The organism is Bacteroides sp. AM32-11AC (assembly GCF_003603515.1).
In the GTDB taxonomy this organism is placed as follows: Bacteria; Bacteroidota; Bacteroidia; order Bacteroidales; family Bacteroidaceae; genus Bacteroides; species Bacteroides uniformis.
This window is the reverse complement of sequence record NZ_QTNH01000002.1, coordinates 1-24414: the sequence shown is the minus strand read 5'-3', so window position 1 is coordinate 24414 and position 24414 is coordinate 1. Positions and strand designations below refer to the sequence as shown.

21 protein-coding genes are annotated in these 24414 nt (G+C 47.6%); 6 read left to right on the top strand and 15 right to left on the bottom strand.

Annotated features, from left to right (window positions below; translation table 11 throughout):
• The first annotated feature begins 11 nt into the window (after positions 1-11).
• Positions 12-998, top strand: coding sequence for a Gfo/Idh/MocA family protein (locus DW800_RS01930; protein ID WP_035448963.1), 987 nt, complete (start codon positions 12-14; stop codon positions 996-998).
• Positions 999-1019: 21 nt separating this feature from the next.
• On the opposite strand, the gene DW800_RS01925 is transcribed toward DW800_RS01930, so the two are convergent.
• The 6 genes from DW800_RS01925 to DW800_RS01900 form a co-directional block, all read right to left on the bottom strand.
• Positions 1020-3290: a cation:proton antiporter gene (locus DW800_RS01925; protein WP_119957742.1), complete on the bottom strand. Its 2271-nt coding sequence runs from the start codon at positions 3288-3290 to the stop codon at positions 1020-1022.
• A gap of 154 nt (positions 3291-3444) precedes the next feature.
• On the bottom strand, positions 3445-4593 hold the full coding sequence (gene hisB, locus DW800_RS01920) for a bifunctional histidinol-phosphatase/imidazoleglycerol-phosphate dehydratase HisB (protein ID WP_119957741.1): 1149 nt from the start codon (positions 4591-4593) through the stop codon (positions 3445-3447).
• Between the two features lie 144 nt (positions 4594-4737).
• Positions 4738-5778, bottom strand: coding sequence for a histidinol-phosphate transaminase (hisC, locus tag DW800_RS01915; RefSeq protein ID WP_119957740.1), 1041 nt, complete (start codon positions 5776-5778; stop codon positions 4738-4740).
• Positions 5779-5844: 66 nt separating this feature from the next.
• A complete protein-coding gene (gene hisD / locus DW800_RS01910; protein WP_008665399.1) occupies positions 5845-7143 on the bottom strand; it encodes a histidinol dehydrogenase in 1299 nt (432 codons plus the stop codon).
• Positions 7144-7344: 201 nt separating this feature from the next.
• Positions 7345-8196 carry an ATP phosphoribosyltransferase gene (gene hisG / locus DW800_RS01905; RefSeq protein WP_008665397.1) on the bottom strand — a complete coding sequence of 284 codons (852 nt, stop codon included), beginning with the start codon at positions 8194-8196 and terminating at the stop codon, positions 7345-7347.
• A gap of 362 nt (positions 8197-8558) precedes the next feature.
• Positions 8559-9050: a PaaI family thioesterase gene (locus DW800_RS01900; RefSeq protein ID WP_005832726.1), complete on the bottom strand. Its 492-nt coding sequence runs from the start codon at positions 9048-9050 to the stop codon at positions 8559-8561.
• Positions 9051-9210: 160 nt separating this feature from the next.
• On the opposite strand from DW800_RS01900, the gene DW800_RS01895 reads away from it, so the two are divergent.
• Entirely contained in the window at positions 9211-10314 is a 1104-nt protein-coding gene (locus DW800_RS01895; protein ID WP_371413538.1) for a DUF4421 domain-containing protein, read from the top strand.
• Between the two features lie 27 nt (positions 10315-10341).
• Here the strand turns inward: DW800_RS01895 and DW800_RS01890 are convergent, their stop codons facing one another.
• The 4 genes from DW800_RS01890 to DW800_RS01875 form a co-directional block, all read right to left on the bottom strand.
• Entirely contained in the window at positions 10342-11004 is a 663-nt protein-coding gene (locus DW800_RS01890) for a DUF2490 domain-containing protein (protein ID WP_005831821.1), read from the bottom strand.
• Positions 11005-11232: 228 nt separating this feature from the next.
• Positions 11233-11892, bottom strand: coding sequence for a CatA-like O-acetyltransferase (locus DW800_RS01885; RefSeq protein WP_057252311.1), 660 nt, complete (start codon positions 11890-11892; stop codon positions 11233-11235).
• Between the two features lie 62 nt (positions 11893-11954).
• Positions 11955-13988, bottom strand: coding sequence for a protein-disulfide reductase DsbD family protein (locus DW800_RS01880; protein WP_119957739.1), 2034 nt, complete (start codon positions 13986-13988; stop codon positions 11955-11957).
• A 17-nt stretch (positions 13989-14005) separates the two neighbouring features.
• Positions 14006-14314 (bottom strand): Dabb family protein, encoded by a 309-nt coding sequence (locus tag DW800_RS01875; protein ID WP_008665385.1) that lies wholly within the window; start codon positions 14312-14314, stop codon positions 14006-14008.
• A 102-nt stretch (positions 14315-14416) separates the two neighbouring features.
• On the opposite strand from DW800_RS01875, the gene udk reads away from it, so the two are divergent.
• Both udk and DW800_RS01865 read left to right on the top strand, forming a co-directional pair.
• Entirely contained in the window at positions 14417-15028 is a 612-nt protein-coding gene (gene udk / locus DW800_RS01870) for a uridine kinase (RefSeq protein ID WP_005831829.1), read from the top strand.
• A gap of 55 nt (positions 15029-15083) precedes the next feature.
• Positions 15084-16505 (top strand): transglycosylase SLT domain-containing protein, encoded by a 1422-nt coding sequence (locus DW800_RS01865; protein ID WP_172679961.1) that lies wholly within the window; start codon positions 15084-15086, stop codon positions 16503-16505.
• A 40-nt stretch (positions 16506-16545) separates the two neighbouring features.
• Here DW800_RS01865 and metH read toward each other — a convergent pair whose 3' ends face one another.
• The 5 genes from metH to DW800_RS01840 form a co-directional block, all read right to left on the bottom strand.
• On the bottom strand, positions 16546-19311 hold the full coding sequence (gene metH, locus DW800_RS01860; RefSeq protein ID WP_119957738.1) for a methionine synthase: 2766 nt from the start codon (positions 19309-19311) through the stop codon (positions 16546-16548).
• Between the two features lies 1 nt (position 19312).
• Positions 19313-19765 carry an SsrA-binding protein gene (smpB, locus tag DW800_RS01855; RefSeq protein ID WP_005831836.1) on the bottom strand — a complete coding sequence of 151 codons (453 nt, stop codon included), beginning with the start codon at positions 19763-19765 and terminating at the stop codon, positions 19313-19315.
• A gap of 8 nt (positions 19766-19773) precedes the next feature.
• The gene (locus DW800_RS01850; RefSeq protein ID WP_119957829.1) at positions 19774-20346 is read right to left on the bottom strand and encodes a Yip1 family protein; all 573 of its coding nucleotides are present in this window, start codon (positions 20344-20346) and stop codon (positions 19774-19776) included.
• A 7-nt stretch (positions 20347-20353) separates the two neighbouring features.
• Positions 20354-21226 (bottom strand): hypothetical protein, encoded by an 873-nt coding sequence (locus tag DW800_RS01845; protein WP_022401972.1) that lies wholly within the window; start codon positions 21224-21226, stop codon positions 20354-20356.
• A gap of 80 nt (positions 21227-21306) precedes the next feature.
• Positions 21307-21804, bottom strand: a complete 498-nt coding sequence (locus DW800_RS01840) for a DMP19 family protein (RefSeq protein ID WP_008665373.1) — start codon at positions 21802-21804, stop codon at positions 21307-21309.
• A gap of 443 nt (positions 21805-22247) precedes the next feature.
• On the opposite strand from DW800_RS01840, the gene DW800_RS01835 reads away from it, so the two are divergent.
• Entirely contained in the window at positions 22248-22949 is a 702-nt protein-coding gene (locus DW800_RS01835; protein WP_005831848.1) for an iron-sulfur cluster assembly scaffold protein, read from the top strand.
• 18 nt (positions 22950-22967) lie between these two features.
• On the top strand, positions 22968-23978 hold the full coding sequence (locus DW800_RS01830) for a GGGtGRT protein (RefSeq protein WP_005831851.1): 1011 nt from the start codon (positions 22968-22970) through the stop codon (positions 23976-23978).
• Positions 23979-24414: the final 436 nt, after the last annotated feature.

Genomic DNA, 24414 nt, shown 5'->3' with positions numbered 1-24414 from the left:
AGGGAAAGATTATGAGCGAGAGAATAATTAAATGGGGATTCATCGGTTGCGGAGAAGTGACCAAATACAAAAGCGGACCGGCATTCCAGAAAATAGAGAACTCCGAAGTAGTGGCCGTCATGAGCCGAAATGGCGACAAGGCCAAGACCTACGCCAAGGAAAGAGGGATTCCTAAATGGTACGACGATGCCCAGGAGCTGATTGACGACGAAGAGGTGAACGCCGTGTACATTGCCACTCCTCCTTCTTCACATGCTACGTACGCCATCATGTCCATGAAGGCAGGTAAACCGGTCTACATAGAGAAGCCGATGGCCGTTACCTACGAAGAGTGCTGCCGCATCAACCGCATTTCCAAAGAAACGGGTGTTCCATGTTTTGTTGCGTATTACCGCCGCTATCTGCCCTACTTCCTGAAGGTAAAGTCACTGGTAGAGGAGGGACATATTGGCAATGTCATCAACATTCAAATCCGCTTCGCCCAGCCTCCCCGCGACCTCGACCATAACAAGGAAAACCTACCGTGGCGCGTGCAACCGGACATTGCCGGCGGAGGATACTTCTATGACCTTGCGCCCCACCAGATAGACTTGCTGCAGGAAATCTTCGGATGTATCCTCGAAGCCAGCGGCTACAAGAGCAACCGTGGCAGACTATATCCTGCCGAAGACACTCTAAGCGCATGTTTCCAGTTTGACAGCGGACTAGTAGGCAGCGGCTCCTGGTGTTTTGTCGCCCACGAATCCGCCCGCGAAGACCGTATAGAAATCATTGGAGACAAAGGCATGATTTGTTTCTCCGTATTCACCTATGACCCCATTGCGCTGCACACAGAAAGAGGGCGTGAGGAAATCATTGTCGAAAATCCCACCTACGTCCAGCAACCGCTTATACAGGCAGTAGTAGACCACCTGCTGGGCAAGTCAGTCTGCGGCTGTGACGGTGAAAGCGCCACTCTGACTAACTGGGTAATGGACAAAATACTGAACAAACTCTGATTAGCGTTCATGGGGTAGACCTTACCCCATGTCGAAACCTTCACATTTCCGGCCGACCAGCTTGTACACATCGGCACTCTCGCCTACAATCCATACCACATCTCCCTCCACAAAAGGTTCATGCGGGTCGGGAGCATGCAAGGTCTCCCCTCCCCGCTCCACACCGGCAATCAGGCAGTGATATTTCTCGCGTATCCCTGCTTCTTTCAGGGTCTTGTTCAGGAAAGGGGACTGCCCGTCCACACAGAACTGGCGTAGAATCATCTCACTCTTCTCTATCACATCCGCATTCATGGCAGACACCTTATCCATCTCCTGGCCGAAGATGTTCAATTCCTCATCCGTGGCAATTACTTGTATCTTGTCCTGCGGGAAAAGGCGGACAGACGCTCCGGGAATATTAATCCGTTTCTTGCCCCGAAGGATAGAGACCACATGGATACCGTATTTCTTTCCAAAATTCAGCTCCGCCAATGTCTTGCCCACCCATGCCGACTCGCCGGGGATTTCAAAATCCGTCAGGTGCAGGTCGCGCGACAGCAGACGTCCCGCATACTCTGGTTTCTTCTCTCCCATATACTCGGCACGCATGTCGCGGTACCGCAGATTCTGGAAGAATGTCCTCTCTATCATGATGGACTGCTTCTTCAACTGGCGGGAGAGTATCATCAGGGTCACCAGCAGCACCGCCACTCCAAACACCAGACCGACGGACATCTTGAACAAACCGGCTATAACGAACATGACAAACGAAACACCCAGCAGCAGACGCAGTACAATGGTAGCCACCAACGGCGCCCGGTTTCCACGGTTATCTTTCCATAAAGTCACGAACTCCTCCGAATGATTCTTTTTAATCATGATAGCACGCAGAAACGGAGCTATACACAGAATGATGATAAAGGCAGCCAACAAAGAGCCCCATACCCCGGGCAGACTGTCGTGCACTAAAGGCACCAGAAAACGGAACGCCAAAGCTATCACCGCCACGCAAATGATGGAATACACCACCGTAATCCTGACTAGTGCAAATATCAGTTTCTTCCACAGACTTTCATGGTTCATCGTCTGCGAACCTGAAGCATAACGGGTCAAGAACTTTCTCCATTTTTCCGGCAAATGCGTATCCACAAGATTGGAAGCGGGGTCTGCCAAACGAATCATATAAGGAGTGAGGAAAGTGGTGATGACAGACACCGCCACCACAATAGGATATAAGAAATGGCTGGTGACATGCAGCGACACGCCCAGCGAAGCTATGATAAAGGCAAACTCACCGATTTGCGTCAAGCTGAAACCGCACTGCATGGCTGTCTTTAGCGGTTGCCCCGCCAGCAGCACACCCAGCGTCCCGAAAAGGGATTGCCCGAGGATAACCGCTAAAGTAATCACGACAATAGGTCCCGCATACTCCACAATCATGGCTGGGTCTACCATCATGCCGACCGATACGAAGAAGATGGCGCCAAACAAGTCCTTGACCGGCTTCACCAGCCGTTCTATGCTCTCTGCCTCTACCGTTTCGGCAAGAATGGAACCCATGATGAAGGCACCGAAAGCAGCCGAGAACCCCGTATGTGCAGCCATCACCACCATGCCGAAACAGAGTCCGAGAGAGACTATCAGCAAGGTTTCCTCGCTCATCAGCTTCCGGCACCGCTTCAGCAATCCGGGGATGAGATAAATACCCACCACGAACCAAAGTATCAGGAAGAACAGCAGTTTGGCAATGCTCCCCAGCATCTCCGTACCCTCGAAGTTATGGCTGACTGCCATCGTGGAGAGCATCACCATCAATACGATGGCAAGAATATCCTCCAGGATAAGCACACTGAGCACCAGCCCCGTGAACTGTTTCTTGCGCATCCCCAAATCATCAAACGCCTTATAGATAATGGTAGTGGACGACATGGCAATCATACCGCCCAGGAAGATACAGTCCATCCGTTGCCAGCCGAACCCGGTACCTACCGCCACTCCCAACAATATCATACAAAAGATGATGGTACACGCAGCAATAATCGCCGCGCCTCCCACCTTCACAATCTTCTTGAAGCTGAATTCCAATCCCAGTGCAAACAGCAGGAAGATAACGCCTATATCCGCCCAGGTCTGTATATTAGCCGTGTCCATCACCGACGGTGTATAGGCCATGTGAGGGCTGGCAAGGAATCCTGCGACTACATATCCTAACACCAGCGGTTGCTTCAATTTCTTAAAAAGCAGGGTCATAATCCCCGCACAAATCAATATCAGAGCTAAATCAGCTATCAAAGGGGCTAAATGTGACATAACACTACTTATCTATTAATCAGAGATATATAACTGCAAAACTATGCAATACATCTGCAGTGGCTCTGCAAAAGCCTTGCAGCGTCACTGCAACTGCTTTGCAGCAGCACTGCAAAAGGTATGCAGTAACTTTGCAGCAGTTGTCTGCACGATTCTACAACACTCCTTTCGAGCTTGGCAGTTCAAAGTGATAAATATCCCTCTTCACCGCCATCTTCAGCGCACGTGCCAACGCCTTGAAGATGCCCTCTATCTTATGATGTTCGTTCTGTCCTTCGGCTTTTACATTAAGATTCATCCGGGCAGCATCGCTCAAGGACTTGAAGAAATGCAGGAACATTTCCGTCGGCATATCTCCTACCTTCTCGCGCTTGAACTCGGCATCCCATACCAGCCACGGGCGTCCGCCAAAGTCAAGGCACACTTGGCAAAGACAATCGTCCATAGGAAGGGCATAGCCATAGCGTTCAATGCCCCGCTTGCTTCCTAAGGCCTGATAAAGGCAGTCGCCCAGAGCAAGGGCGGTATCTTCGATGGTGTGATGCTCGTCCACTTCGAGGTCGCCTTTCACACGGATGGTGAGGTCCATGCCGCCGTGCTTGCCTATCTGTTCCAACATGTGGTCGAAGAAGCCCAGTCCGGTCGCGATGTCACAATGCCCGTTACCATCCAGATTCAAGGATACGTATATATCTGTCTCCTTGGTAGTACGACGTACTTCCGCCGTACGCTCACCGGCAAAGAGGAATTCGGCAACCTTATCCCAATCCCTGGTGGCGAGGGCGCAGTAATCTTCAAGTCCGTCACAAGCGGCACCGCCACCTTCGGAAACGGGTTTCAATGACGCCGTGTCATCTTGCAGAAGAATGGCGCGGCAGCCCAGATTCTTTGCCAGTTCCACATCCGTAGGCCGGTCGCCAATGACGAAACTGTGGGACAAATCGTAGTCCGGGTTATCGAGGTATTTGGTAAGCATTCCGGTACGCGGCTTGCGAGTCGGTGCATTGTCGTCGGGCATGCTGCGGTCTATACAGATGTCGTCGAAGGTGATGCCTTCGCCTTCCAATGTCTTCATCATCAGGTTGTGTGCCGGCCAAAAGGTCTCTTCCGGAAAGGAAGTTGTGCCGAGCCCATCCTGATTGGTCACCATTACAAAATCAAAATCCAGCTTGCTGCGGATGAAGCCAAGATTGCGCATCACTTTCGGATAGAACTCCAGCTTCTCCAGGGAGTCCAGCTGATAATCAATGGGCGGCTCAATGACTAAAGTCCCGTCACGGTCTATAAAAAGTAGTTTCTTCATTTTAAAGGATATTTTTTTGAGGGAATAAAGGGAGTTATCGGGAGTTAGAAGGAGTTAGAGGCCGATAGTTCTGCTTGCATAAGCATTACTTGTATAAAACAGCAGTATCGGCCTCTAACTCCCTTTTACTCCCTTTAACTCCTTCTACATATATTCCTTCAGCGCTTCAATCAATTTTTCATTCTCCCCTCTCGTTCCTACCGTCACTCGCAGGCAATTTCCGCAGAGTGACACGGAGTTACGGTTGCGGACAATGATACCCTTGCCTACCAGATAATTGTAAATCTTCACGGCATCCGTCACACGAGCTAGGAAGAAATTGGCATGGGAAGGGAACATCTTCACCGTACATGGCAGTGCGGCGAACTCGGCTTCCAGATTCTCCCGTTCTTCTTTCAGTGTCTTCACCCAACGTTCTATTTCATAATAGCGGTGAAGCATTTCCACTGCCTGCTTCTGTGTCAACTGGTTCACGTTATAGGGATATTTTATCTTACTGAGGATGCCGATAATATCCGGTGAGGCAAATGCCATACCCAGACGGATGGCAGCACATCCCCATGCTTTGGAGAAGGTTTGCAGTACAATGAGATTCGGATACCGATTCAAATTTTCGAGGAAGGAAGGTGCTTCGGAGAAGTCATTGTATGCCTCATCCAGTATCACCAACCCATCAAACTGGCGAATCAGCGTTTCAATCTCGCTACGGAGCAGGTCATTGCCGGTAGGATTGTTGGGAGAGCAGATAAAAATCAGTTTGGTATGCTCATCCGCAGCAGCCAAAAGCTTGTCGGCAGAGAACTGGAAATCCTCATCGAGCAGCACCTTGCGGTACTCCACATCATTAACGTCGGCACAGACTTGATACATGCCGTAGGTAGGGTCGATAGCCACTACATTGTCCACACGGGGTTCACAAAAAGCACGGAACACCAAATCGATAGCTTCGTCACTGCCATTCCCTAAGAAGATGGAATCGGGACTCACCTTTTTAATTTTAGACAATTCTGTCTTTAACTCCCGCTGCATGGGGTCGGGATAACGGTTGTGCGGCATGTTATAAGGATTCTCGTTTGCATCGAGAAAAACGGATGCCGCAGCACCATTATATTCATCACGTGCTGAAGAATAAGGCTTCAGACGCCAGATATTCGGACGGGTAAGTTCTTGTAATGTTTTCACCATGTTATTTATGATTTGACAATTTACGATTAAAATTACTTTAAGCCATCAGCTCTCAATTTTCAACTTTCAATTTCCATTTCCATTTTCCAACTGCCCCAGTCTCACACTCACAGCATTCTTATGCGCATCCAGCTGTTCATTGGCAGCCATCAGCTCGATGGCAGGGCCGATGATATTTAATCCTTCCGGCTTTATCTCCTGAAAAGTTATCTTGCGGATAAAGCTGTCGAGGCTGACACCGCTGTATGCTTTGGCATAGCCGTTTGTCGGCAGGGTATGGTTTGTGCCCGAAGCATAATCTCCCGCACTCTCCGGAGTAAGAGAACCCAGGAATACGGAACCGGCATTCACGATACGTTCTGCCACGGAAAGATAATCCTCGGTTTCTATGATAAGATGTTCGGGAGCATACGCGTTGGTCAATTCAATGGCTTCTGTCATGCTGTCCACTACAATCAGTTTGCTATTGGCAAGAGACTTTTCGGCAATCTCTTTACGTGGCAGTAAGGCCAGTTGGCGTTCCACTTCCACCTTTACAGCTTGTTGCAATTCGACAGAGGTCGTAATTAATATAGCCTGACTGTCCACTCCGTGTTCTGCCTGGCTCAACAAGTCGGCGGCGACAAAAATCGGATTAGCTGTTTCGTCAGCCAAAACTTCTACTTCCGAAGGTCCTGCCGGCATATCTATCGCCACATCACGCAAGCTCACAAGCTGTTTGGCAGCCGTGACATACTGATTTCCCGGACCGAATATCTTGTAAACCTTAGGCACACTTTCCGTTCCGTATGCCATAGCGGCAATGGCTTGTATGCCGCCAGCTTTGAAAATCCGGTTGACACCTGCCACTTTTGCGGCAAACAACACAGCGGGATGTACCTTTCCGTCACGTCCCGGAGGGGTGCAGAGAACAATCTCCTTGCATCCGGCAATCCTGGCGGGAACGGCCAGCATCAGTACCGTAGAAAACAGCGGAGCCGTTCCTCCGGGGATATACAATCCCACCTTTTCTATGGCAACCGCTTTCTGCCAGCAGGTCACCCCCGGCTGAGTCTGCACTTTCTTGCCCTCAAAGCGTTGTGCGGCGTGGAAAGTCTCGATGTTCTGCTTTGCCAGGCGAATAGCTGCTTTCAAGTCTTCACTCACCAGGTTTTCCGCTTCCTGCTGTTCCTCTTCCGACACTGCCAGCGAGGCCAACACCACTTTATCAAATTTTTCTTCATAATCCAGCACAGCACGGTCTCCCTCCTCCTTCACACGGTCAATAACACTCCGCACCGTATCAAACAGATTCTCCGTATTCATCACCGGACGTTTCAGAATCTCTTGCCACTGGGATTTATCGGGATTACTAATCAATATCATAATGACATGTTTTTAAAGATTTATGCATAAACCATGATATTATTGGAGGTGTGTCAAAACTCTCTGAAGACTTTCTTTTAGGCGCTGATTACGCGGATTTCACGGATTTATTTTACCGAATCCGCGCTATTTCGCGTAATTCGCACCTAATGTCGTAACATAAAGAAAGCGTTTATATACTTTTGACACATCCTCGAGGCTTTAAATTATCATTTTCTCAATCGGCAGCACCAGAATGCCTTCCGCCCCCAATGCCTTCAACTTTCCGATAATCTCCCAGAAACACTTCTCGTCGAGTACGGTATGTACTGAGCACCAGCCTTCTTGTGCCAAAGGCATCACCGTGGGGCTCTTCATGCCCGGAAGTACAGAGACAATCTCATCCAGTTTCTCTTTCGGGGCATTCATCAGCACATACTTCTTATCTTCGGCTGTCTTCACAGCATCCATACGGAACAACAGCTCCCTCAATATCCCTTGCTTTTCCTCGCTCAGGTTCCTGTTACCAATCAGCAGGGCTTCGGACTTCATCACAACCTCCACTTCCTTCAGGCGGTTGCTCACCAGCGTAGAACCGGAACTTACAATATCGAAAATGGCATCTGCCAGACCGATGCCCGGCGCCACTTCTACCGACCCCGTAATGACGTGTATCTCCGCATTCACCCCATTCTCTTTCAAAAAGCCGGAAAGGATACCCGGATAAGATGTCGCAATCTTCTTTCCGTGAAACCACTTCACCCCCGGATACTCAATATCCTTCGGCATGGCAAGAGACAGACGGCATTTGCTGAATCCCAGACGCTTGATTATCTCTGCATCCTCATTCTTCTCAACAAATTCATTCTCACCCACAATTCCTATATCAGCCACTCCGGTAGCCACAGACTGCGGAATGTCGTCATCCCTCAGAAACAACACTTCAAGAGGAAAGTTTGACGACTGCACCAACAACGAGCGCTTCATGGCACTCAACTTTATATCCGATTCTCCCAAAAACGACATGGTCTCGTCATACAGACGACCCTTAGCTTGTACTGCAATTCTTAACATAAGGTTATTTACTATTTTACGATTTACTATTTACTATTTTGAATGAGATGACAGAAAACAAAACGAGGCTTACCAATATTCGGCAAGCCTCGTCTGTTATGTCATCTGTTGTACATATACACTCATACGCCCACCGAGTTATTCGTTAGGATGATGATGGTGATGATGTGCAACGATATTCTTCATATTTTTTGGATTTTAATGCGACAAAAGTAAACTAAAAGTTTGAAACTCCAAAAGATTTATCACAAAAAGTTTATTTTTTCTTTCAAATTCATCTTAGTTCACCACAAATTACACAGATTTGCACAGATTATTTTTATTCCAATCTATGCAAATCTGTGTAATCTGTGGTGAAACAATTAAATCAACGGCAATATTTCCTCCTGCTCTACTTCGCAGCTATGGAAATGCATTTCCGCTTCCGCCTTCTCCTTCGGAAAGGTAAAGTAGGTGCAAGTGGCTTCTGTGCAAAGTTCGCCCATGCTATTATACAGGCGTGCTTCTATGATAGCAATATTCCGCTTCTGCTCGCGAAGCGAAGCCCGCAGCACCACATGCGTGTCGTTGGTCGATATGGATTTGCGGAAGCGGGTTTCCATTTTCGATGTCACCCCGCCGGTCTGCAGCTTGCGGAACACGACCCAGCCGCAGATTTCATCCAGCAATACGGACTGGATGCCTCCATGCAACGTATTCAGCCACCCTTGATACTCCGGACGCGGCTTCCAGATGCTCACCACCTCGTCACCGTCCTCATAAAACTCCATTCTCACACCGGCTTCATTGTCAGGAGAGCAACCGAAACAGTTGTAGCCCTCCATATCTTTCCACGGATTGATAATCTTCTTCATATCGTATTCTTCTTTATCTGGTTTTGATTCATAAAGTCTCTCAATAAGACGTTCAATATTAGTCATTCCGATTGAGAACTACAAATTATTGATGCCTTTTTCAGAGAAAAATTAGCGGGATACTGTTCAAAAACCGGTTATTTTATTTAGCTTTGTATAAATGAGAGAGAACAACAAGATGCAAAGAGGGGCCTTTTTCTGCTTATGGATATTATTTACATTCTCATTGTTTGCGCAAAACAAGGAGAACGGTTCTGTCGCATGCGACAGCATCGTATATAAAAATACCTTCAGAAAAGCATTGAAGAAATTCCTCAACTTCAGCGACTTCGACACTACCTATATCAGTCCCAACCGATACAACTACGCCCTGATGCTCGACCATTTCACCAATTACGAGTATTACTCCGTGGGCAATAACGACCAGCGGCTCCGTTTCTCGCCTAACCCTCACAACAAGATAGGCGCTTACTTCGGATGGCGTTGGATATTCCTGGGATGGGCTGTCGATACGGACTGGCTCTACGGAAAGAAAAGCAAGAAAAAGCGCGGTACGGAGTTTGATCTCAGTCTTTACAGTTCCAAACTGGGAGTCGACATTTTCTATCGCAGCACCGGAAACGACTATAAGATACACAAGGTATCCGGCTTTTCCGACGAGATTCCCTCCAATTATTCCGAAGATTTCAACGGATTGAAAGTAAAGATGAAGGGATTAAATCTGTATTACATTTTCAACAATCGACGTTTCTCCTATCCAGCCGCCTTCAGCCAGTCCACCAACCAGCGCTGCAATGCAGGTTCTTTCATTGCCGGATTCTCCGTATCCACCCACAATCTGAACTTCGACTATACCAAGCTGCCCGAAATCATTCAGGAAACCATGAACCCGGGTATGAAGGTGAAACATATCAAATACACGAACATCAGCCTCAACGCCGGCTATGCCTACAATTGGGTGTTTGCCCGCAACTGCCTCGCATGCCTGTCGTTCAATCCGGCTGTCGCCTACAAGACATCACGCATAGAGAAGACAGAAGAGCGGGAAGCGGACGACTGGTACAAGAATTTCAATATCGACTTCATTCTGCGTGCAGGTGTGGTATACAACAACAGCAAATACTTCGTGGGTACCTCATTCGTAGGACGGACATACGACTACTACAAAAACAGTTTCTCCCTGAACAACGGGTTCGGCACCCTCCAAATATATGCCGGATTCAACTTTTATCTGAAAAAGGAGTACCGGAAGAACAAAAAGTAAAAAAAGGCTTTCAGCCCTCATCTCCCCTCAAAAGCTATAAACACACTCCACCCCTACTATATCCTTCCGCTTATCCTTCTCCCATTGCCTGCAATAGAAGATGTCCGCCTCCCAGCGCTCGGACAAGGGCAACGTAATACCCCCACGATAGCGCATCCGCTTTACTCCGAAGTGCTCTGTCTTATTCAAACCATTATACATCTCGGCCGAAGCATACGGTTCCAGCTTGCACTTCGGAATGTCATAGGCAAACTTCGCACGCGAGCGCAAGCGGAACTCATCTCTATGCCCATCGAACGTATGCTGAAAGCGCTCACGCAAGGACAGTTTCACCCTTTGCACACGGGCAGACAGAGTGCCTTCCAAACGGTAGCGGTGCCGGAACTTCCAGCCATCTGCCCCCCGATTGCGGTAATGCGTCTCATACCCAGCTCCAAGCTTCAGGAAAGGCAACAGCTTATAGCTTCCCCCCACCTTCAGCCCCCACCGGTCTGTCTTTCCCAAATCATCCTTTGTACGCCACTCCAGCCCACCGGAAACAGTAAATGCCGGCTTCAACTTATATTCGAAACCGGCATTCGCCCAAGTGGCAAAATCCTTCTCCTGCGCCCGCAGGGAAAAAGACGAAACAACCCATAGAACTATCGGCAAAACAAGTACTTTCGTGCATGAAGATATATTACTTACCATACGCTTATTCTGTTAAAGTGTCAAAGGTAAGGATAAATTCTGTAACAATTCTGTAATACTACAAATCTTGTCTGCACATTTCCGATTTTTCAATGATACTTAAAAAACAGAAACCGAGATACAAAAAACAACTCAAAGTTGCCATATATGTATGGCATCATATATATATATTTGTAGCATGAAAAAACACCCTTATAAGCGTTTCATAGATTATTTATTTGGGGTGATTCATTTATGTGAAATCTCTTTCAAATACTCCTCCACCTTTCCGAAGAAGGAGGTCAAATGAGAACCGTCGACAAAAGCATGGTTCACATAAATGGAAAGAGGAAATACCAGACGGCCTTCACGAGATACGGCCTTGCCGGCAGTCATCAACGGATAACTGCAACCGTTGCCTGCTTCGGCAAGTGTATAGGTTATCGAGGTGAAATACATTTTGGGAACCGCACTCAGATGGACCACATCGTAATCGCCTTGCTCGGCAAGAATCTTTTCGGCTCCATAAGGGTCACCGTCCTCGGGCATGTTTGTTATCAAGGCGTAGGCTTCGGCATAGAAACGTTCAAAGTCTTCGTAATAGGGAATGCGCATGGTATAGAATGTTTTCCCAGGAACGGCTATCGGAGAAATGATGTCCACCCGGTCGTGAAAAACAACCCGGCCTTCCTTGTCGGTACGGTAACGGAGTTCATCGACTTCATTGGCCGAACGCACCACAGCATACAGATAATAAAGGAAAAAGGAGCGCTTTGCAGCCCGGGCTGCAGCACTGGCTTCCGTGCAGTCAATCTCTGTGGTGACGGAATACCAGGAATTTACAAAATTGCGGAAAAAGCCGTAGTTATCCCGGCGTTCCCAAGCATCAATGTCTATAATGTGTTTCATACAAAAAGGGGATTTAGTGAAAAAAGGATGCCTTTTTACAAGCATCCTTTTTCCAATTCTATTTATTTCTCTTTCTTATAATTCTCCAGTCCTGTCTGCAGGAACTCGATATACTTAGGTATATCCTCGTCGTAGGAGTAGGACTTGTTGAGCGGCTTGCCTTCATTGTCAATCAGCACATAGAAGGGCTGCGCATTGGCGCCGAACTTGACGCGCTGCAGATAACTCCACTTGTCGCCTACGGTACGCAGCGTACGTTCCGTACCGTTCTCCACAATCTTCACGGGAGAAGGAAGCGGCGTCTTGTTGTCGACGTAGAGCGTGATAAGTACATAGTCGTTGTTGATAATGTCACTCACCTTCGGGTTTGTCCATACGGCAAGCTCCATCTTACGGCAGTTCACGCAACCGTAACCGGTGAAGTCGAGCATCACGGGCTTGCCATGCTGGCGGGCATACTCCATACCAAGGTCGTAATCATCGAACTTGGCATGCACCTCATTATTGTAAAGATTGAAATCCTGCGTCTGCATGGGCGGTGCAAAAGCACTGACAGCCTTCAGCGGAGCTCCCCACAAACCGGGAACCATATACACCGCAAATGCCAGTGAGGCCAACGCCATGAAGAAACGGGGTACACTAACTTTCGTATCGTCATCATCGTGCGGGAACTTGATTTTGCCCAGCAAGTAGAAACCAAGCAGTGCAAAAAGTACAATCCACAAAGCAAGGAACGTTTCACGGTCGAGGATGCGCCAACCGTAAGCTAAATCGGCTACCGAAAGGAACTTCAGGGCAAAAGCCAGCTCCAGGAAGCCAAGCGTCACCTTGATGATATTCATCCATCCACCGGATTTGGGCATGGACTTCAACCAGGACGGGAACAGGGCAAACAGCGTGAAAGGCAATGCCAAAGCTATGGCAAAGCCCAGCATGCCGATGGCGGGAGCCACCACGCTGCCCGTCGTGGAAACCTGCACCAGCAGGAATCCGATAATGGGTCCCGTGCAGGAGAAAGATACCAGCGACAAGGTAAATGCCATCAGGAAGATGCTGAGCAAACCGCTTGTCGCCTCGGCCTTGCTGTCTACAGCCGTACTCCACTTGGAGGGCAACGTTATCTCGAACGCTCCGAAGAAGGAAGCCGCAAACACCACCAGCATCAGGCAGAAAAGGATATTGAATACTGCATTCGTAGAGAGTGCGTTCAGTGCGCTGGCTCCGAAAACAAGCGTGATTGCCAGTCCGAGCGTCACATAAATCACCACGATGGAAGCGCCATACGTCCACGCATCGCGGATGCCCTTCTTCTTGTCCTTGCTGCGTTTCAGGAAGAAGCTGACCGTCATCGGGATGATGGGCCATACACAGGGGGTGAAGAGCGCCAGCAGTCCACCGGCAAATCCCGTAATGAAAATATAAATCCAGGACATGTCTTCCTGCGAAGTGGTTTCGCCCAAAGAATTCAGTTCACTGATGACCGGCTTCCATAGGTCCACCTTGTCCGCCACCTTGATTTCCGTCGGCCCGTCCGCACCGCCGATGGCAGCCACGGGAGCCGTGCCGGAGACAGTCTCCTGCTTTGCGGGCTGTTCTTCGGCTTTCGTTTCAGCGGCAGCGGCGGCAGCTTCTTTGGCAGCCCCTTCTGCCTTGCCGGAGAACTTGAAAGGAACTTGTGTGGGCGGCAGGCAGTTTTCATCGTTGCAAGCGCCATATTCCAGATAGCCTTCTATCTGATAAGCGCCACCCGTCAACTTCAGCTTCTGCACAAATTGCGCCGTATTCTCAAAATAGCGCACCTTCATTTCGAACAACTTGTCGAAAGTAGAGATTTCCTTGCCTACGGGCTTCAGTTTGCCCACCACTTCCGCTCCGGAGATTTTCTCCACATTGAAAGTCGCCGAGATAGGACCGCCATCGCCCAGGTCGGTGGAATAGACATGCCAGCCCTTGTCAATAGCAGCCGTAAAAACAGCCTCCGCTTCGCCGGTAGCCAGAGTTTTCAGTTCGGAATTGAACTTGACGGGGTCTTGTATCTGTGCCTGCACCGCCACAGCGAAGAGCAACAGAACGAAAGGGAACAGTAATTTCTTCATGTTCTCTGATTTAATTTTTAATTTTCAATTATCTCGTAGTCCACGCAGGCACGGCTCTCTTTCACAGCAGCGATAAGCTTGCCGGCAGCTACATGGTCGGGATGGGTAGCATAGTATTTCACGTCATCCAACGTATCGAACTCACTGTAAAGAGCGATGCTCCAAGCCTCGGCAGGATTGATGTTCAATCCGACTTCAATCTTGCGGATAACGGATATTTTAGCCGGAAGCGCTTCGATAGCTGCCTTGAAACTGTTCATCGCAGCCAACTTTTCGTCAGCCGGTGCCTCATCTTTTAACTTAAATAATACAATGTGCTTTACCATAACTTTGCCATTTAAATGATTTATCACTATATTTGTCAGCCTAAGCGGCTGTTTTAACAACTGCAAAAATACTGGTTTTGTTTCAAATATACACTTAAACGGATGTTAATAATAGGAATTGCAGGCGGAACCGGCTCGGGAAAGACCACCGTCGTACGTAAAATTATCGAAAGCCTACCGGCTGGTGAAGTGGTATTGTTGCCACAAGACTCTTACTACAAGGACAGCAGCCATGTGCCCGTGGAAGAACGGCAGAACATCAACTTCGACCACCCCGACGCTTTCGAGTGGAGCCTTCTTTCCAGGCATGTCGCCATGCTGCGCGAAGGAAGAAGCATAGAACAGCCCACCTACTCATACCTGACGTGTACCCGGCAGCCCGAAACCATCCATATCGAGCCCCGGGAAGTCATCATCATTGAAGGCATCCTTGCCTTGTGCGACAAGAAGCTGCGAAGCATGATGGACCTGAAGATATTTGTAGACGCCGACCCCGACGAACGCCTGATTCGTGTAATCCAGCGCGATGTAGTGGAACGCGGACGCACGGCCGAAGCCGTCATGGAACGCTATACACGTATACTGAAACCCATGCACCAGCAATTCATAGAGCCCTGCAAACGATACGCCGACCTCATTGTGCCGGAAGGCGGAAACAACCAGGTGGCCATTGATATATTGACCATGTACATCAAGAAGCACTTGGGGAGTTAATTTGTAATGGAGAATTGATAATGGAGGATTAAGAACGCACTAAACCCTATGAGATATGAACAGCCTGTTTTCTTTCGCCAGACATAAATCATCCATTATCAATTCTCCCGTCCCAATTATCTTGCTGTTGTTGTTGTGCTGCATCGCAGGATGCCGTGGAGGACATCCTGCCGAAAAAGAAGAAGCGGATGACCTGCAACAGATAAAGGACAGCGGAGAACTGGTCGTATTGACACTGTACAGCTCCACTTCCTACTTCATCTACCGTGGCCAGGACATGGGATTCCAGTATGAGCTGAGCGAACAGTTTGCCAAGAGCCTGGGAGTGAAGCTGAGAATAGAGGTAGCCCGGAATGTGCACGAACTCATAGAGAAGTTGCAGGCAGGCAAGGGAGACCTCATTGCCTACAACCTTCCCATCACCAAGGAATGGAAAGACAGCCTGCTTTATTGCGGCGAAGAGGTCATCACGCACCAAGTCATCGTGCAACGTAACGGCGGACGCACCAAACCACTGAAAGACGTAACGGAACTCATCGGGAAAGATGTATATGTGAAGCCCGGAAAATATTATGAACGGCTGGTCAATCTGGACGAAGAGCTCGGAGGAGGTATCCACATCCATAAAGTGACCAACGACAGTATCAGTGCAGAAGACCTCATCACCCAGGTGGCACAAGGGAAAATCCCCTATACCGTAGCAGACAATGACGTGGCACAGCTTAATACGACCTATTACCCCAACCTGAATATCGGACTCTCCATCAGCTTTGACCAGCGTGCATCGTGGGCAGTCCGGAAAGACTGTCCGCAACTGGCAGCCGCCGCCAACAAATGGCACGAGGAGAATATGACTTCACCTGCCTATACGGCAAGTATGAAACGATATTTTGAAATCGGCAAGGCCATTCCCCACTCTCCTATCCTCTCCCTGCGCGAAGGAAAAATTTCCCATTACGATGATTTGTTCAAGAAATATGCTCCCAAGATAGACTGGGACTGGCGCCTGCTGGCGTCTCTGGCATATACTGAGTCCAACTTCGACTCCACCGCCGTATCCTGGGCCGGTGCCAGGGGGCTGATGCAACTGATGCCTGCCACAGCCAGGGCTATGGGGCTACCCGAAGGAAAGGAACAGAACCCTGAAGAGAGTATAAAGGCTGCCGTGAAATACATAGGCGCCACAGCCAAAAGTTTTTCCAAGATACCCCAGGAAGAACGCATCAACTTTGTGCTGGCATCTTATAATTCCGGTATCGGCCATGTGCTGGATGCCATGGCACTGGCCGAAAAATACGGCAAAAACAAATATGTCTGGCGTGATAATGTAGAAAACTTCATTCTGCTAAAAAGCAATGAGGAATACTTCACCGACCCCGTCTGCAAAAACGGCTATTTCCGTGGCATTGAAACTTATAACTTCGTAAGGGATATTACGTCACGCTTCGAGCAATACAAGAAGAAGATAAAAAAATAGGGATTAAGGATTAATCCCTAATCCTTATTTTCCTTCCTATTTAAAACAGATTCAGTTTGTTCTTTCTCGCTTCTTCCAGGGAAACGGTTGTCACTTGTTTCTCCCGGTTCTTTTCGCACAACTGCCGATACTTCTCATGCAGTTCTTCTTCCAGCTCCTCCTTTGTCTTAGGATTCATCAGCTTGGCTGCTACTGTAGCATTCTGTGAAGCGTCCTTCAGATGGATTACGGGAGCATGATAGACCGGAGCAATTTTCAGAGCTGTGTGAAGCGGTGAAGTCGTGGCACCACCTATCAGCAGAGGAACGTCCAGACCTGCCTTTTCCAGCTCAATGGCTACATGCACCATTTCATCCAGCGAAGGGGTTATCAAGCCACTCAATCCTATCATGTCTACCTTTTCCTCTATGGCATGCTGTACAATGGTTTCGGCAGGCACCATGACGCCAAGGTCCACTATATCGTACCCGTTGCAGGCCATTACTACCGAGACTATATTTTTGCCAATGTCGTGCACATCACCTTTCACTGTAGCCAGTAGTACCTTCCCGGCAGCAGTCGCACCTTCTTCTTTCTCCGACTCGATTACGGGCTGGAGGATGGCAACCGCCCTCTTCATGGTGCGCGCCGTCTTCACTACTTGCGGCAGGAACATCTTGCCTGCCCCAAACAAGTCGCCGACATGATTCATGCCTGCCATCAACGGACCTTCAATGATGGAAACAGCCTTGGGATACAGCTTCAGCGCTTCGGCAAGGTCTTCTTCCAGATAATCGCCGATACCCTTTGTCAAGGCGTACTTCAACCGTTCTTCCACAGGAGTCCCCTCTCTCCAGGCAAGTTGGGAATGGGCGGCAGCCTGCCGCTCTCCTCCAGAAGTTTTTGCCGCCTCTGCTTCCGCTTTCAAGCGTTCGGCAGTTTCTATCAGGCGCTCGGCAGCATCGGGACGACGGTTCAAGACCACATCCTCTATGCGCTCCAATATATCAGCGGGAATATCGGTGTAAAGAACGGAGGCAGCCGGATTGACGATACCCATATCCATGCCCTCGCGGATGGCATAGTAAAGGAATACGGCATGCATCGCCTCGCGAATGTAATTATTGCCGCGGAAAGAGAAGGAAAGGTTACTCACTCCTCCACTGACATGCGCACCGGGCAGATTCTTCCGTATCCATCCGGCGGCACGGATAAAGTCTACAGCATAATTGTTGTGCTCGTCCATACCGGTTGCCACGGCAAGTACATTCGGGTCGAAAATTATATCATGGGGATTGAAACCTATCTTGTCCACCAAAAGACGGTATGCCCGTTCGCAGACCTCAATCTTACGTTCGTACGTGTCTGCCTGCCCTTTTTCATCAAAAGCCATCACCACGGCTGCCGCACCATATTGCTTTATGGTACGCGCATGCTCCAGGAATTTATCTTCCCCCTCCTTCAAGGAGATGGAGTTGACGATGGACTTGCCTTGCAAGCATTTCAATCCGGCCACAATCACTTCCCACTTAGAGGAGTCTATCATGACGGGAACACGGGCAATCTCCGGTTCCGAAGCTATCAGATGGAGGAAAGTCGTCATCTCCACTTGAGCATCCAGCAGTCCGTCGTCCATATTTATATCGATGACCTGCGCACCGTCTTCCACCTGCTGGCGGGCAATGCTGAGCGCCTCGTCATATTTCTTTTCATTAATCAGACGCAAGAATTTGCGCGAACCCGCAACATTACAGCGTTCACCCACATTCACGAAGTTATTTTCCGGCTTCACTTCCAGAAGTTCAAGCCCGGAGAGACAAAGATTTTCCGGTCTGGGAACCGGCTGATGGGGCGTTGCACCGGCAATCAGCGAGGAGTACTCGGCAATGTAGGCATCTGTCGTTCCGCAACAACCACCGATAATATTCACCAATCCCTCATGGATATACTCTTTTACTTCATGTGCCATATCGGCAGGAGTCTGGTCGTATGTGCCCAAACTGTTGGGCAGTCCGGCGTTGGGATAAGCACTGATATAATAAGGTGCACGGGCAGCAAGCTGCTCCAGGAAAGGTTTCAGCTGGCGGGCGCCAAAGGAGCAGTTCAGCCCAACTGAAAAAATATCGGCATGCTGCACGGAGGCGAGAAAAGCATCCAAAGTTTGTCCCGACAGAGTACGCCCTCCAATATCAGAAACAGTCACAGAGAGCATCAAGGGTACATGAACTCCTACAGTTTCCATCGCCTGCCCGGCGGCAAAAATAGCAGCCTTGGCATTCAGCGTATCAAAAATGGTTTCTATCAGCAAAGCATCCACACCACCTTCGAGCAATGCTTCCATCTGCTCACGGTAGGCATCGGCCAGTTCATCGTAGCTCAAGGCACGAAAAGCCGGATTGTTCACATCGGGACTCATAGAGCAGGTCTTGTTCGTCGGTCCTACGGAGCCTGCCACAAAACGGGGTTTGTCGGGAGTAAGAGAAGTAAACTCATCTGCCACTTTGCGTGCCAGGCGCACTGCGGCAAGATTCATCTCACGCACATAGTCCTGCACATGATAATCGGCCATACTGAGGCGGGTGGAACTGAATGTATTTGTTTCGATAATATCCGCACCTGCCGCCAGATACTTGCGGTGAATGTCTTGTATCACATCGGGGCGTGTCAGACAAAGCAGGTCATTGTTACCTTTCATCTGTCCGGGAATCTGCGAGAAGCGTTCACCCCGAAAATCTTCCTCTGTCAAGTTGTATTGCTGTATCATGGTGCCCATTGCACCATCCAGAATAAGGATGCGCTCACGCACCAAACTACCAAGTTTACTCATATTATCTTTTAAACATACGCGCCATATCGCGTTTGTCATCTTTTTCCTTCAGTGATTCGCGCTTATCATATTGCTTCTTACCTTTGGCAAGTGCCACCACAAGTTTGGCCAGCCCTTTTTCATTGATAAACAAGCGCACGGGAACAATGGTGAAACCCGGATCTTTCGTGCCGCGCATCAGTTTTTCAAGTTCCTTCTTATTCAACAAAAGCTTGCGCTCCCTGCGTGCATTGTGATTGTTGTACGAACCATAGAAGTATTCGGCCACATGCATGTTCTTCACCCACAATTCGCCGTTGGCAAAGTAACAGAACGTATCGACTAAGCTTGCTTTCCCCAACCGGATGGACTTGATTTCTGTGCCCGTAAGCACAATGCCAGCCGTATAGGTGTCCGTCAGTTCGTAATCGAACGTAGCACGCTTATTCTTTATATTTACAGGAGCTTGTTTCATAACATTTATCAGTTTAGCACTACCGTCAGCTTATTGAATATCCATTCAATGGCCACCGGACAAGCTATTAACAAAATAGAAGAAAGAATGGTGAAACGCAAACGGTCTTTTTCCGCTATCTGCATCACCTTTTTGCTTCCTTCCCACACAACATACACGATATAGAATTGGAGCAACAGAGCCATAATGCCAAAATCAGGCAATATGCCGATAACAATCCTCAGCATGAACACCACTACCAGTGCATAACCTGCAAACTGTTGCGCCAAAGGAATATCACTGTCCTGCATAAACATGCGGACACGCAACCCATTGATGAGATAGGCTGCCAAAAAATATCCTCCAAACAAGGATACAGCCACCGCACAGCATTGTGTCATGGCATATTGAAAGCTTTGCGGCCCGTCCCATCCCATCTTCATCAAAGAGCCGATGAAAACGGACAACCCGCATAAACCAATCATAGGATAGACAAAAGTAGTAAATACTTTTCGTCTATCCTCTAAACTAATTTCCTCCCAGGCACGAGCCGGAGAGGAAATCAGTAGTATTGCTATATGAAATAAATCTTTGTAATTCAATATCAATTTATTGATTAGTAGACGCAATTTTGTATTCTACAGTATATTCCGTATAGTTTTCCGGTATTTCTGTATTGCTATTATTTCCACTTTCATGCGACTTAATAACTAATTTAGTAGGAAGATTTCCTGCTTTTTCTTTAAACCTTTCTAAAGCATTTTTTATATCATACCCATACCAATTAGAATAATAAACATCTGTCTTATCATCAGCACCCTTATCATGACGCAGATAGAAAACAAGGTCTGTGGCCCCTGCTTCAATTTCATCCAGTACACAAGCTAAAGCAAATTTATGCATCTTAAACTTATCGTTGTCATTTTGCAGTCTCCAAGCTATAGGAGTTACAAGTATATCCTTGTTATACAAAAATGGCTGAACTGACCCATTTTCCAATTTCAAAGTTATCACCGGTGCTGTTTCCGGCGCATCAACAACCAAGCTTTCTGCTGTCATTGATACGACAGCGTTTGCAAAAGAAATAGGCTGAAAATTCTTCAAAGTGAAGTTGGTAGTTTTAGATTTTTCATTCGTCTCAGGTTCTATGCTCTTTCCTAAGATGATTCCCATTCGAGAATCTGAAATCTTCAAACTTGAATTTGCCTCAAATTGAGTAACAGAAGCCGGTGTAGGTTGATAAGTGTTACCCGCAGCATCTTCAAAAGAGAGTAATCCCATATAGTTATTCACTAAAACCATGCCATAAATGTCATCATACTCTCCGTCATCTGAATTCAGACACGAAGTAAACGAAATGCCCATCAACAATGTCAAGGCAACCATCAAGAATTTTAATTGTTTCATCTTTCCTATAAATATTAGAGTTTGCAAATTTAGATAAAAGAATTGAGTAATATAGTACTCTCCTCGTTTTTTCATTGTTTTTAAGATTAAATGAAAGATTAATCTAAATACTGCATGTCACAGTGATATTTAACATTTATATCAGTTAATCCACACTACACAATCTTGGCAAACAGCTCCAAATGCTCATCCACATAGCCGGCAACCAAAGCTGTATATTCCTCCTCTTTTTCCAAAAATTCATCTTCCAGTTCATCGAAAGCCTCATATTGCTCGTACATTGCCATAAATTCCTCGTCTGTGCGTTCGCGTTCCAAGTCGTCACGATGGCTATCGTATATTTTCTTGGCAGCATAAACCAACTTGCTCAAATCGCCCACTCCCCACAAACGCATCACTTTGGCAAACGGATTGTCGAAAATATAACCGCCATAACCATTTTGAATCAGTTGGCAGAAGCCCCCTTCCATCACTTCATCACGGAATATCTGATAGGCCAACAATGAATGCTGTTCACCGGTAAGCAAAGACATCGTCCCGGCAGTCATTTCTCCGCCTATTTCTTTCTTATAAGCACCGGTGAATACGCCGATGAATGCATCCATCCCTTCACCGGCAGCCTGGCGCAATGCCACATCTGTAACTTCTATCATAGTTTGTATTTTATTTAATGTGCCACAAAGGTAAGACTTTGCAGCCATAGTCAAACACGGACTCCCCTTTATTTTCTTCGCCTTGCCAACCAGTTGGCAGGATTTTGCCTTACCATTGGCAAGACTTTGCCACCGCGTTGGCAAAACTTTGCCATAGGCATGGCAAAATCCTGCCAAGACGCAAGCAAGGGGTTGGCAAAATTACTTCCTGATTAACAAGCACATACCTTATTGATTCACAAACCCTATCAGAGACGAGAAAAAACAGTCAACTGCAAACTCCACTTTACATTCCGCAGAAATTCAGCTTCTTATTACTTCTTTTTAATAAAAAAGTCAAATTGAACAGTTGGCAGAAACGGGGAAAACAACTAACTTTGCACCCGACTAATAAAAGTGGACTACGTTTTTTTTAATTATATCACTTAAAAAAAGAGCTAATTATGACTTATTCACACGAAGTGGAACACATGTGTGTTGTGAAGAAAGGTCCTAACCACGGACCGGCTCCTATTCCCGAAGAAGGTAAATGGGTAAAAGCTAAAGAAATTGTTGACATCTCTGGTCTGACACACGGTATTGGCTGGTGTGCTCCTCAGCAAGGTGCATGTAAATTAACCCTCAATGTAAAGGAAGGCGTTATCCAGGAAGCTTTGGTTGAGACTATCGGTTGCTCCGGTATGACTCATTCTGCTGCTATGGCATCAGAAATCCTCCCGGGAAAGACTATCCTCGAAGCATTGAATACTGACCTCGTTTGCGACGCTATCAACACAGCTATGCGCGAACTCTTCCTGCAAATTGTTTACGGTCGTACTCAGTCTGCTTTCTCTGAAGGCGGTTTGATGATTGGAGCTGGCTTGGAAGACTTGGGCAAAGGTCTGCGCAGCCAGGTAGGCACATTATACGGAACGTTGGCTAAGGGTTCTCGTTACTTGGAAATGGCAGAAGGTTACATCAAGACTATCGCTTTGGACAAGAACGACGAAATCTGCGGTTACGAATTTGTTCATCTGGGCAAGTTTATGGATGAAATCAAGAAAGGTACAGACGCCAATGAAGCATTGAAGAAAGTTACCGGTACATACGGCCGCTTCACTGAAGAGCAAGGTGCAGTTAAACACATTGACCCACGTCACGAATAATATAAGGAGGAAAGACATATGATTAGAGAAGTAAAATTTGAAAGCCAAGACCGTCGTATCAAGCAGATTCTTGCTGCATTGAACGCAAACGGTATCAAAGACATCGAAGAAGCCAATGCTATCTGCGAAGCTCATGGTCTCGATCCTTATAAGACTTGTGAAGAAACTCAGCCCATCTGTTTCGAAAATGCAAAATGGGCATACGTTGTAGGTTGCGCCATCGCCATTAAGAAGGGCTGCAAGAACGCTGCTGAAGCTGCTGAAGCTATCGGTATCGGTCTGCAGGCATTTTGTATTCCGGGTTCTGTAGCTGACGACCGCAAGGTTGGTATCGGTCATGGTAACTTGGCAGCCATGTTGCTGCGTGAAGAAACCAAATGTTTCGCTTTCTTGGCAGGTCACGAGTCATTCGCTGCTGCCGAAGGTGCTATCAAGATTGCCGCTAAAGCAGACAAAGTACGTAAAGAGCCTCTGCGTTGCATCCTGAACGGTCTCGGCAAGGACGCTGCACAGATTATCTCTCGTATCAACGGCTTTACATACGTTCAGACTCAATTCGATTACTATACAGGTGAACTGAAAGTAGTTCGTGAAATCGCATACAGCGACGGTCCCCGTGCCAAAGTAAAATGCTACGGTGCAGACGATGTTCGCGAAGGTGTGGCTATCATGTGGAAAGAAGGCGTGGATGTATCCATCACTGGTAACTCTACGAATCCGACCCGCTTCCAGCACCCGGTTGCCGGTACTTATAAGAAAGAACGCGTATTGGCTGGCAAGCCGTACTTCTCAGTGGCATCCGGTGGTGGTACTGGTCGTACTCTGCACCCGGACAACATGGCTGCCGGACCGGCTTCTTACGGTATGACCGACACAATGGGTCGTATGCACTCAGACGCTCAGTTCGCTGGTTCTTCATCAGTTCCTGCTCACGTGGAAATGATGGGATTCCTCGGCATCGGTAACAACCCGATGGTAGGATGTACAGTGGCTTGTGCGGTTGACGTGGCTCAAGCTTTGAGCAAGTAATCATCTGATATACAGATTATATGTGAAGAGCTTTCCTTAGGGAAGGCTCTTCTTGTTTTAACAGACTTCCACGCTATCCTTGCTCTACTCACCTTTGCCTATCATCCTTTAATATCATCACTTTATCAATTGTGACGGTGTACTATATTATACTCTATAAATTCTCTATAAATTGCCACATTATTGCTAATTCTGTGACGTACTTGTGACGGGGTATCTATACCGTCACAACAAAGCAAGACATTCATAAGTCACTATGTATCAACTAATATCAAAATCATATTAAACACCTCCTATCTTATATTATTAATGGCATGTGACGAAATTACTTCAATCATACAACTTTATACTATTTGCTTTACACCTCTACCTTCAAATTCAAGAACATTTAGTTTACATTAGTTTCCCCTCTGTAATATGGTTAACTTCGTATCAG

Coding starts and splice junctions, on each gene's coding strand:
- DW800_RS01930 (WP_035448963.1), top strand. CDS start 12: ATGAGCGAGAGAATAATTAAATGGGGATTCATCGGTTGCGGAGAAGTG.
- DW800_RS01925 (WP_119957742.1), bottom strand. CDS start 3,290: ATGTCACATTTAGCCCCTTTGATAGCTGATTTAGCTCTGATATTGATT.
- hisB (WP_119957741.1), bottom strand. CDS start 4,593: ATGAAGAAACTACTTTTTATAGACCGTGACGGGACTTTAGTCATTGAG.
- hisC (WP_119957740.1), bottom strand. CDS start 5,778: ATGGTGAAAACATTACAAGAACTTACCCGTCCGAATATCTGGCGTCTG.
- hisD (WP_008665399.1), bottom strand. CDS start 7,143: ATGATATTGATTAGTAATCCCGATAAATCCCAGTGGCAAGAGATTCTG.
- hisG (WP_008665397.1), bottom strand. CDS start 8,196: ATGTTAAGAATTGCAGTACAAGCTAAGGGTCGTCTGTATGACGAGACC.
- DW800_RS01900 (WP_005832726.1), bottom strand. CDS start 9,050: ATGAAGAAGATTATCAATCCGTGGAAAGATATGGAGGGCTACAACTGT.
- DW800_RS01895 (WP_371413538.1), top strand. CDS start 9,211: ATGAGAGAGAACAACAAGATGCAAAGAGGGGCCTTTTTCTGCTTATGG.
- DW800_RS01890 (WP_005831821.1), bottom strand. CDS start 11,004: ATGGTAAGTAATATATCTTCATGCACGAAAGTACTTGTTTTGCCGATA.
- DW800_RS01885 (WP_057252311.1), bottom strand. CDS start 11,892: ATGAAACACATTATAGACATTGATGCTTGGGAACGCCGGGATAACTAC.
- DW800_RS01880 (WP_119957739.1), bottom strand. CDS start 13,988: ATGAAGAAATTACTGTTCCCTTTCGTTCTGTTGCTCTTCGCTGTGGCG.
- DW800_RS01875 (WP_008665385.1), bottom strand. CDS start 14,314: ATGGTAAAGCACATTGTATTATTTAAGTTAAAAGATGAGGCACCGGCT.
- udk (WP_005831829.1), top strand. CDS start 14,417: ATGTTAATAATAGGAATTGCAGGCGGAACCGGCTCGGGAAAGACCACC.
- DW800_RS01865 (WP_172679961.1), top strand. CDS start 15,084: ATGAACAGCCTGTTTTCTTTCGCCAGACATAAATCATCCATTATCAAT.
- metH (WP_119957738.1), bottom strand. CDS start 19,311: ATGAGTAAACTTGGTAGTTTGGTGCGTGAGCGCATCCTTATTCTGGAT.
- smpB (WP_005831836.1), bottom strand. CDS start 19,765: ATGAAACAAGCTCCTGTAAATATAAAGAATAAGCGTGCTACGTTCGAT.
- DW800_RS01845 (WP_022401972.1), bottom strand. CDS start 21,226: ATGAAAAAACGAGGAGAGTACTATATTACTCAATTCTTTTATCTAAAT.
- DW800_RS01840 (WP_008665373.1), bottom strand. CDS start 21,804: ATGATAGAAGTTACAGATGTGGCATTGCGCCAGGCTGCCGGTGAAGGG.
- DW800_RS01835 (WP_005831848.1), top strand. CDS start 22,248: ATGACTTATTCACACGAAGTGGAACACATGTGTGTTGTGAAGAAAGGT.
- DW800_RS01830 (WP_005831851.1), top strand. CDS start 22,968: ATGATTAGAGAAGTAAAATTTGAAAGCCAAGACCGTCGTATCAAGCAG.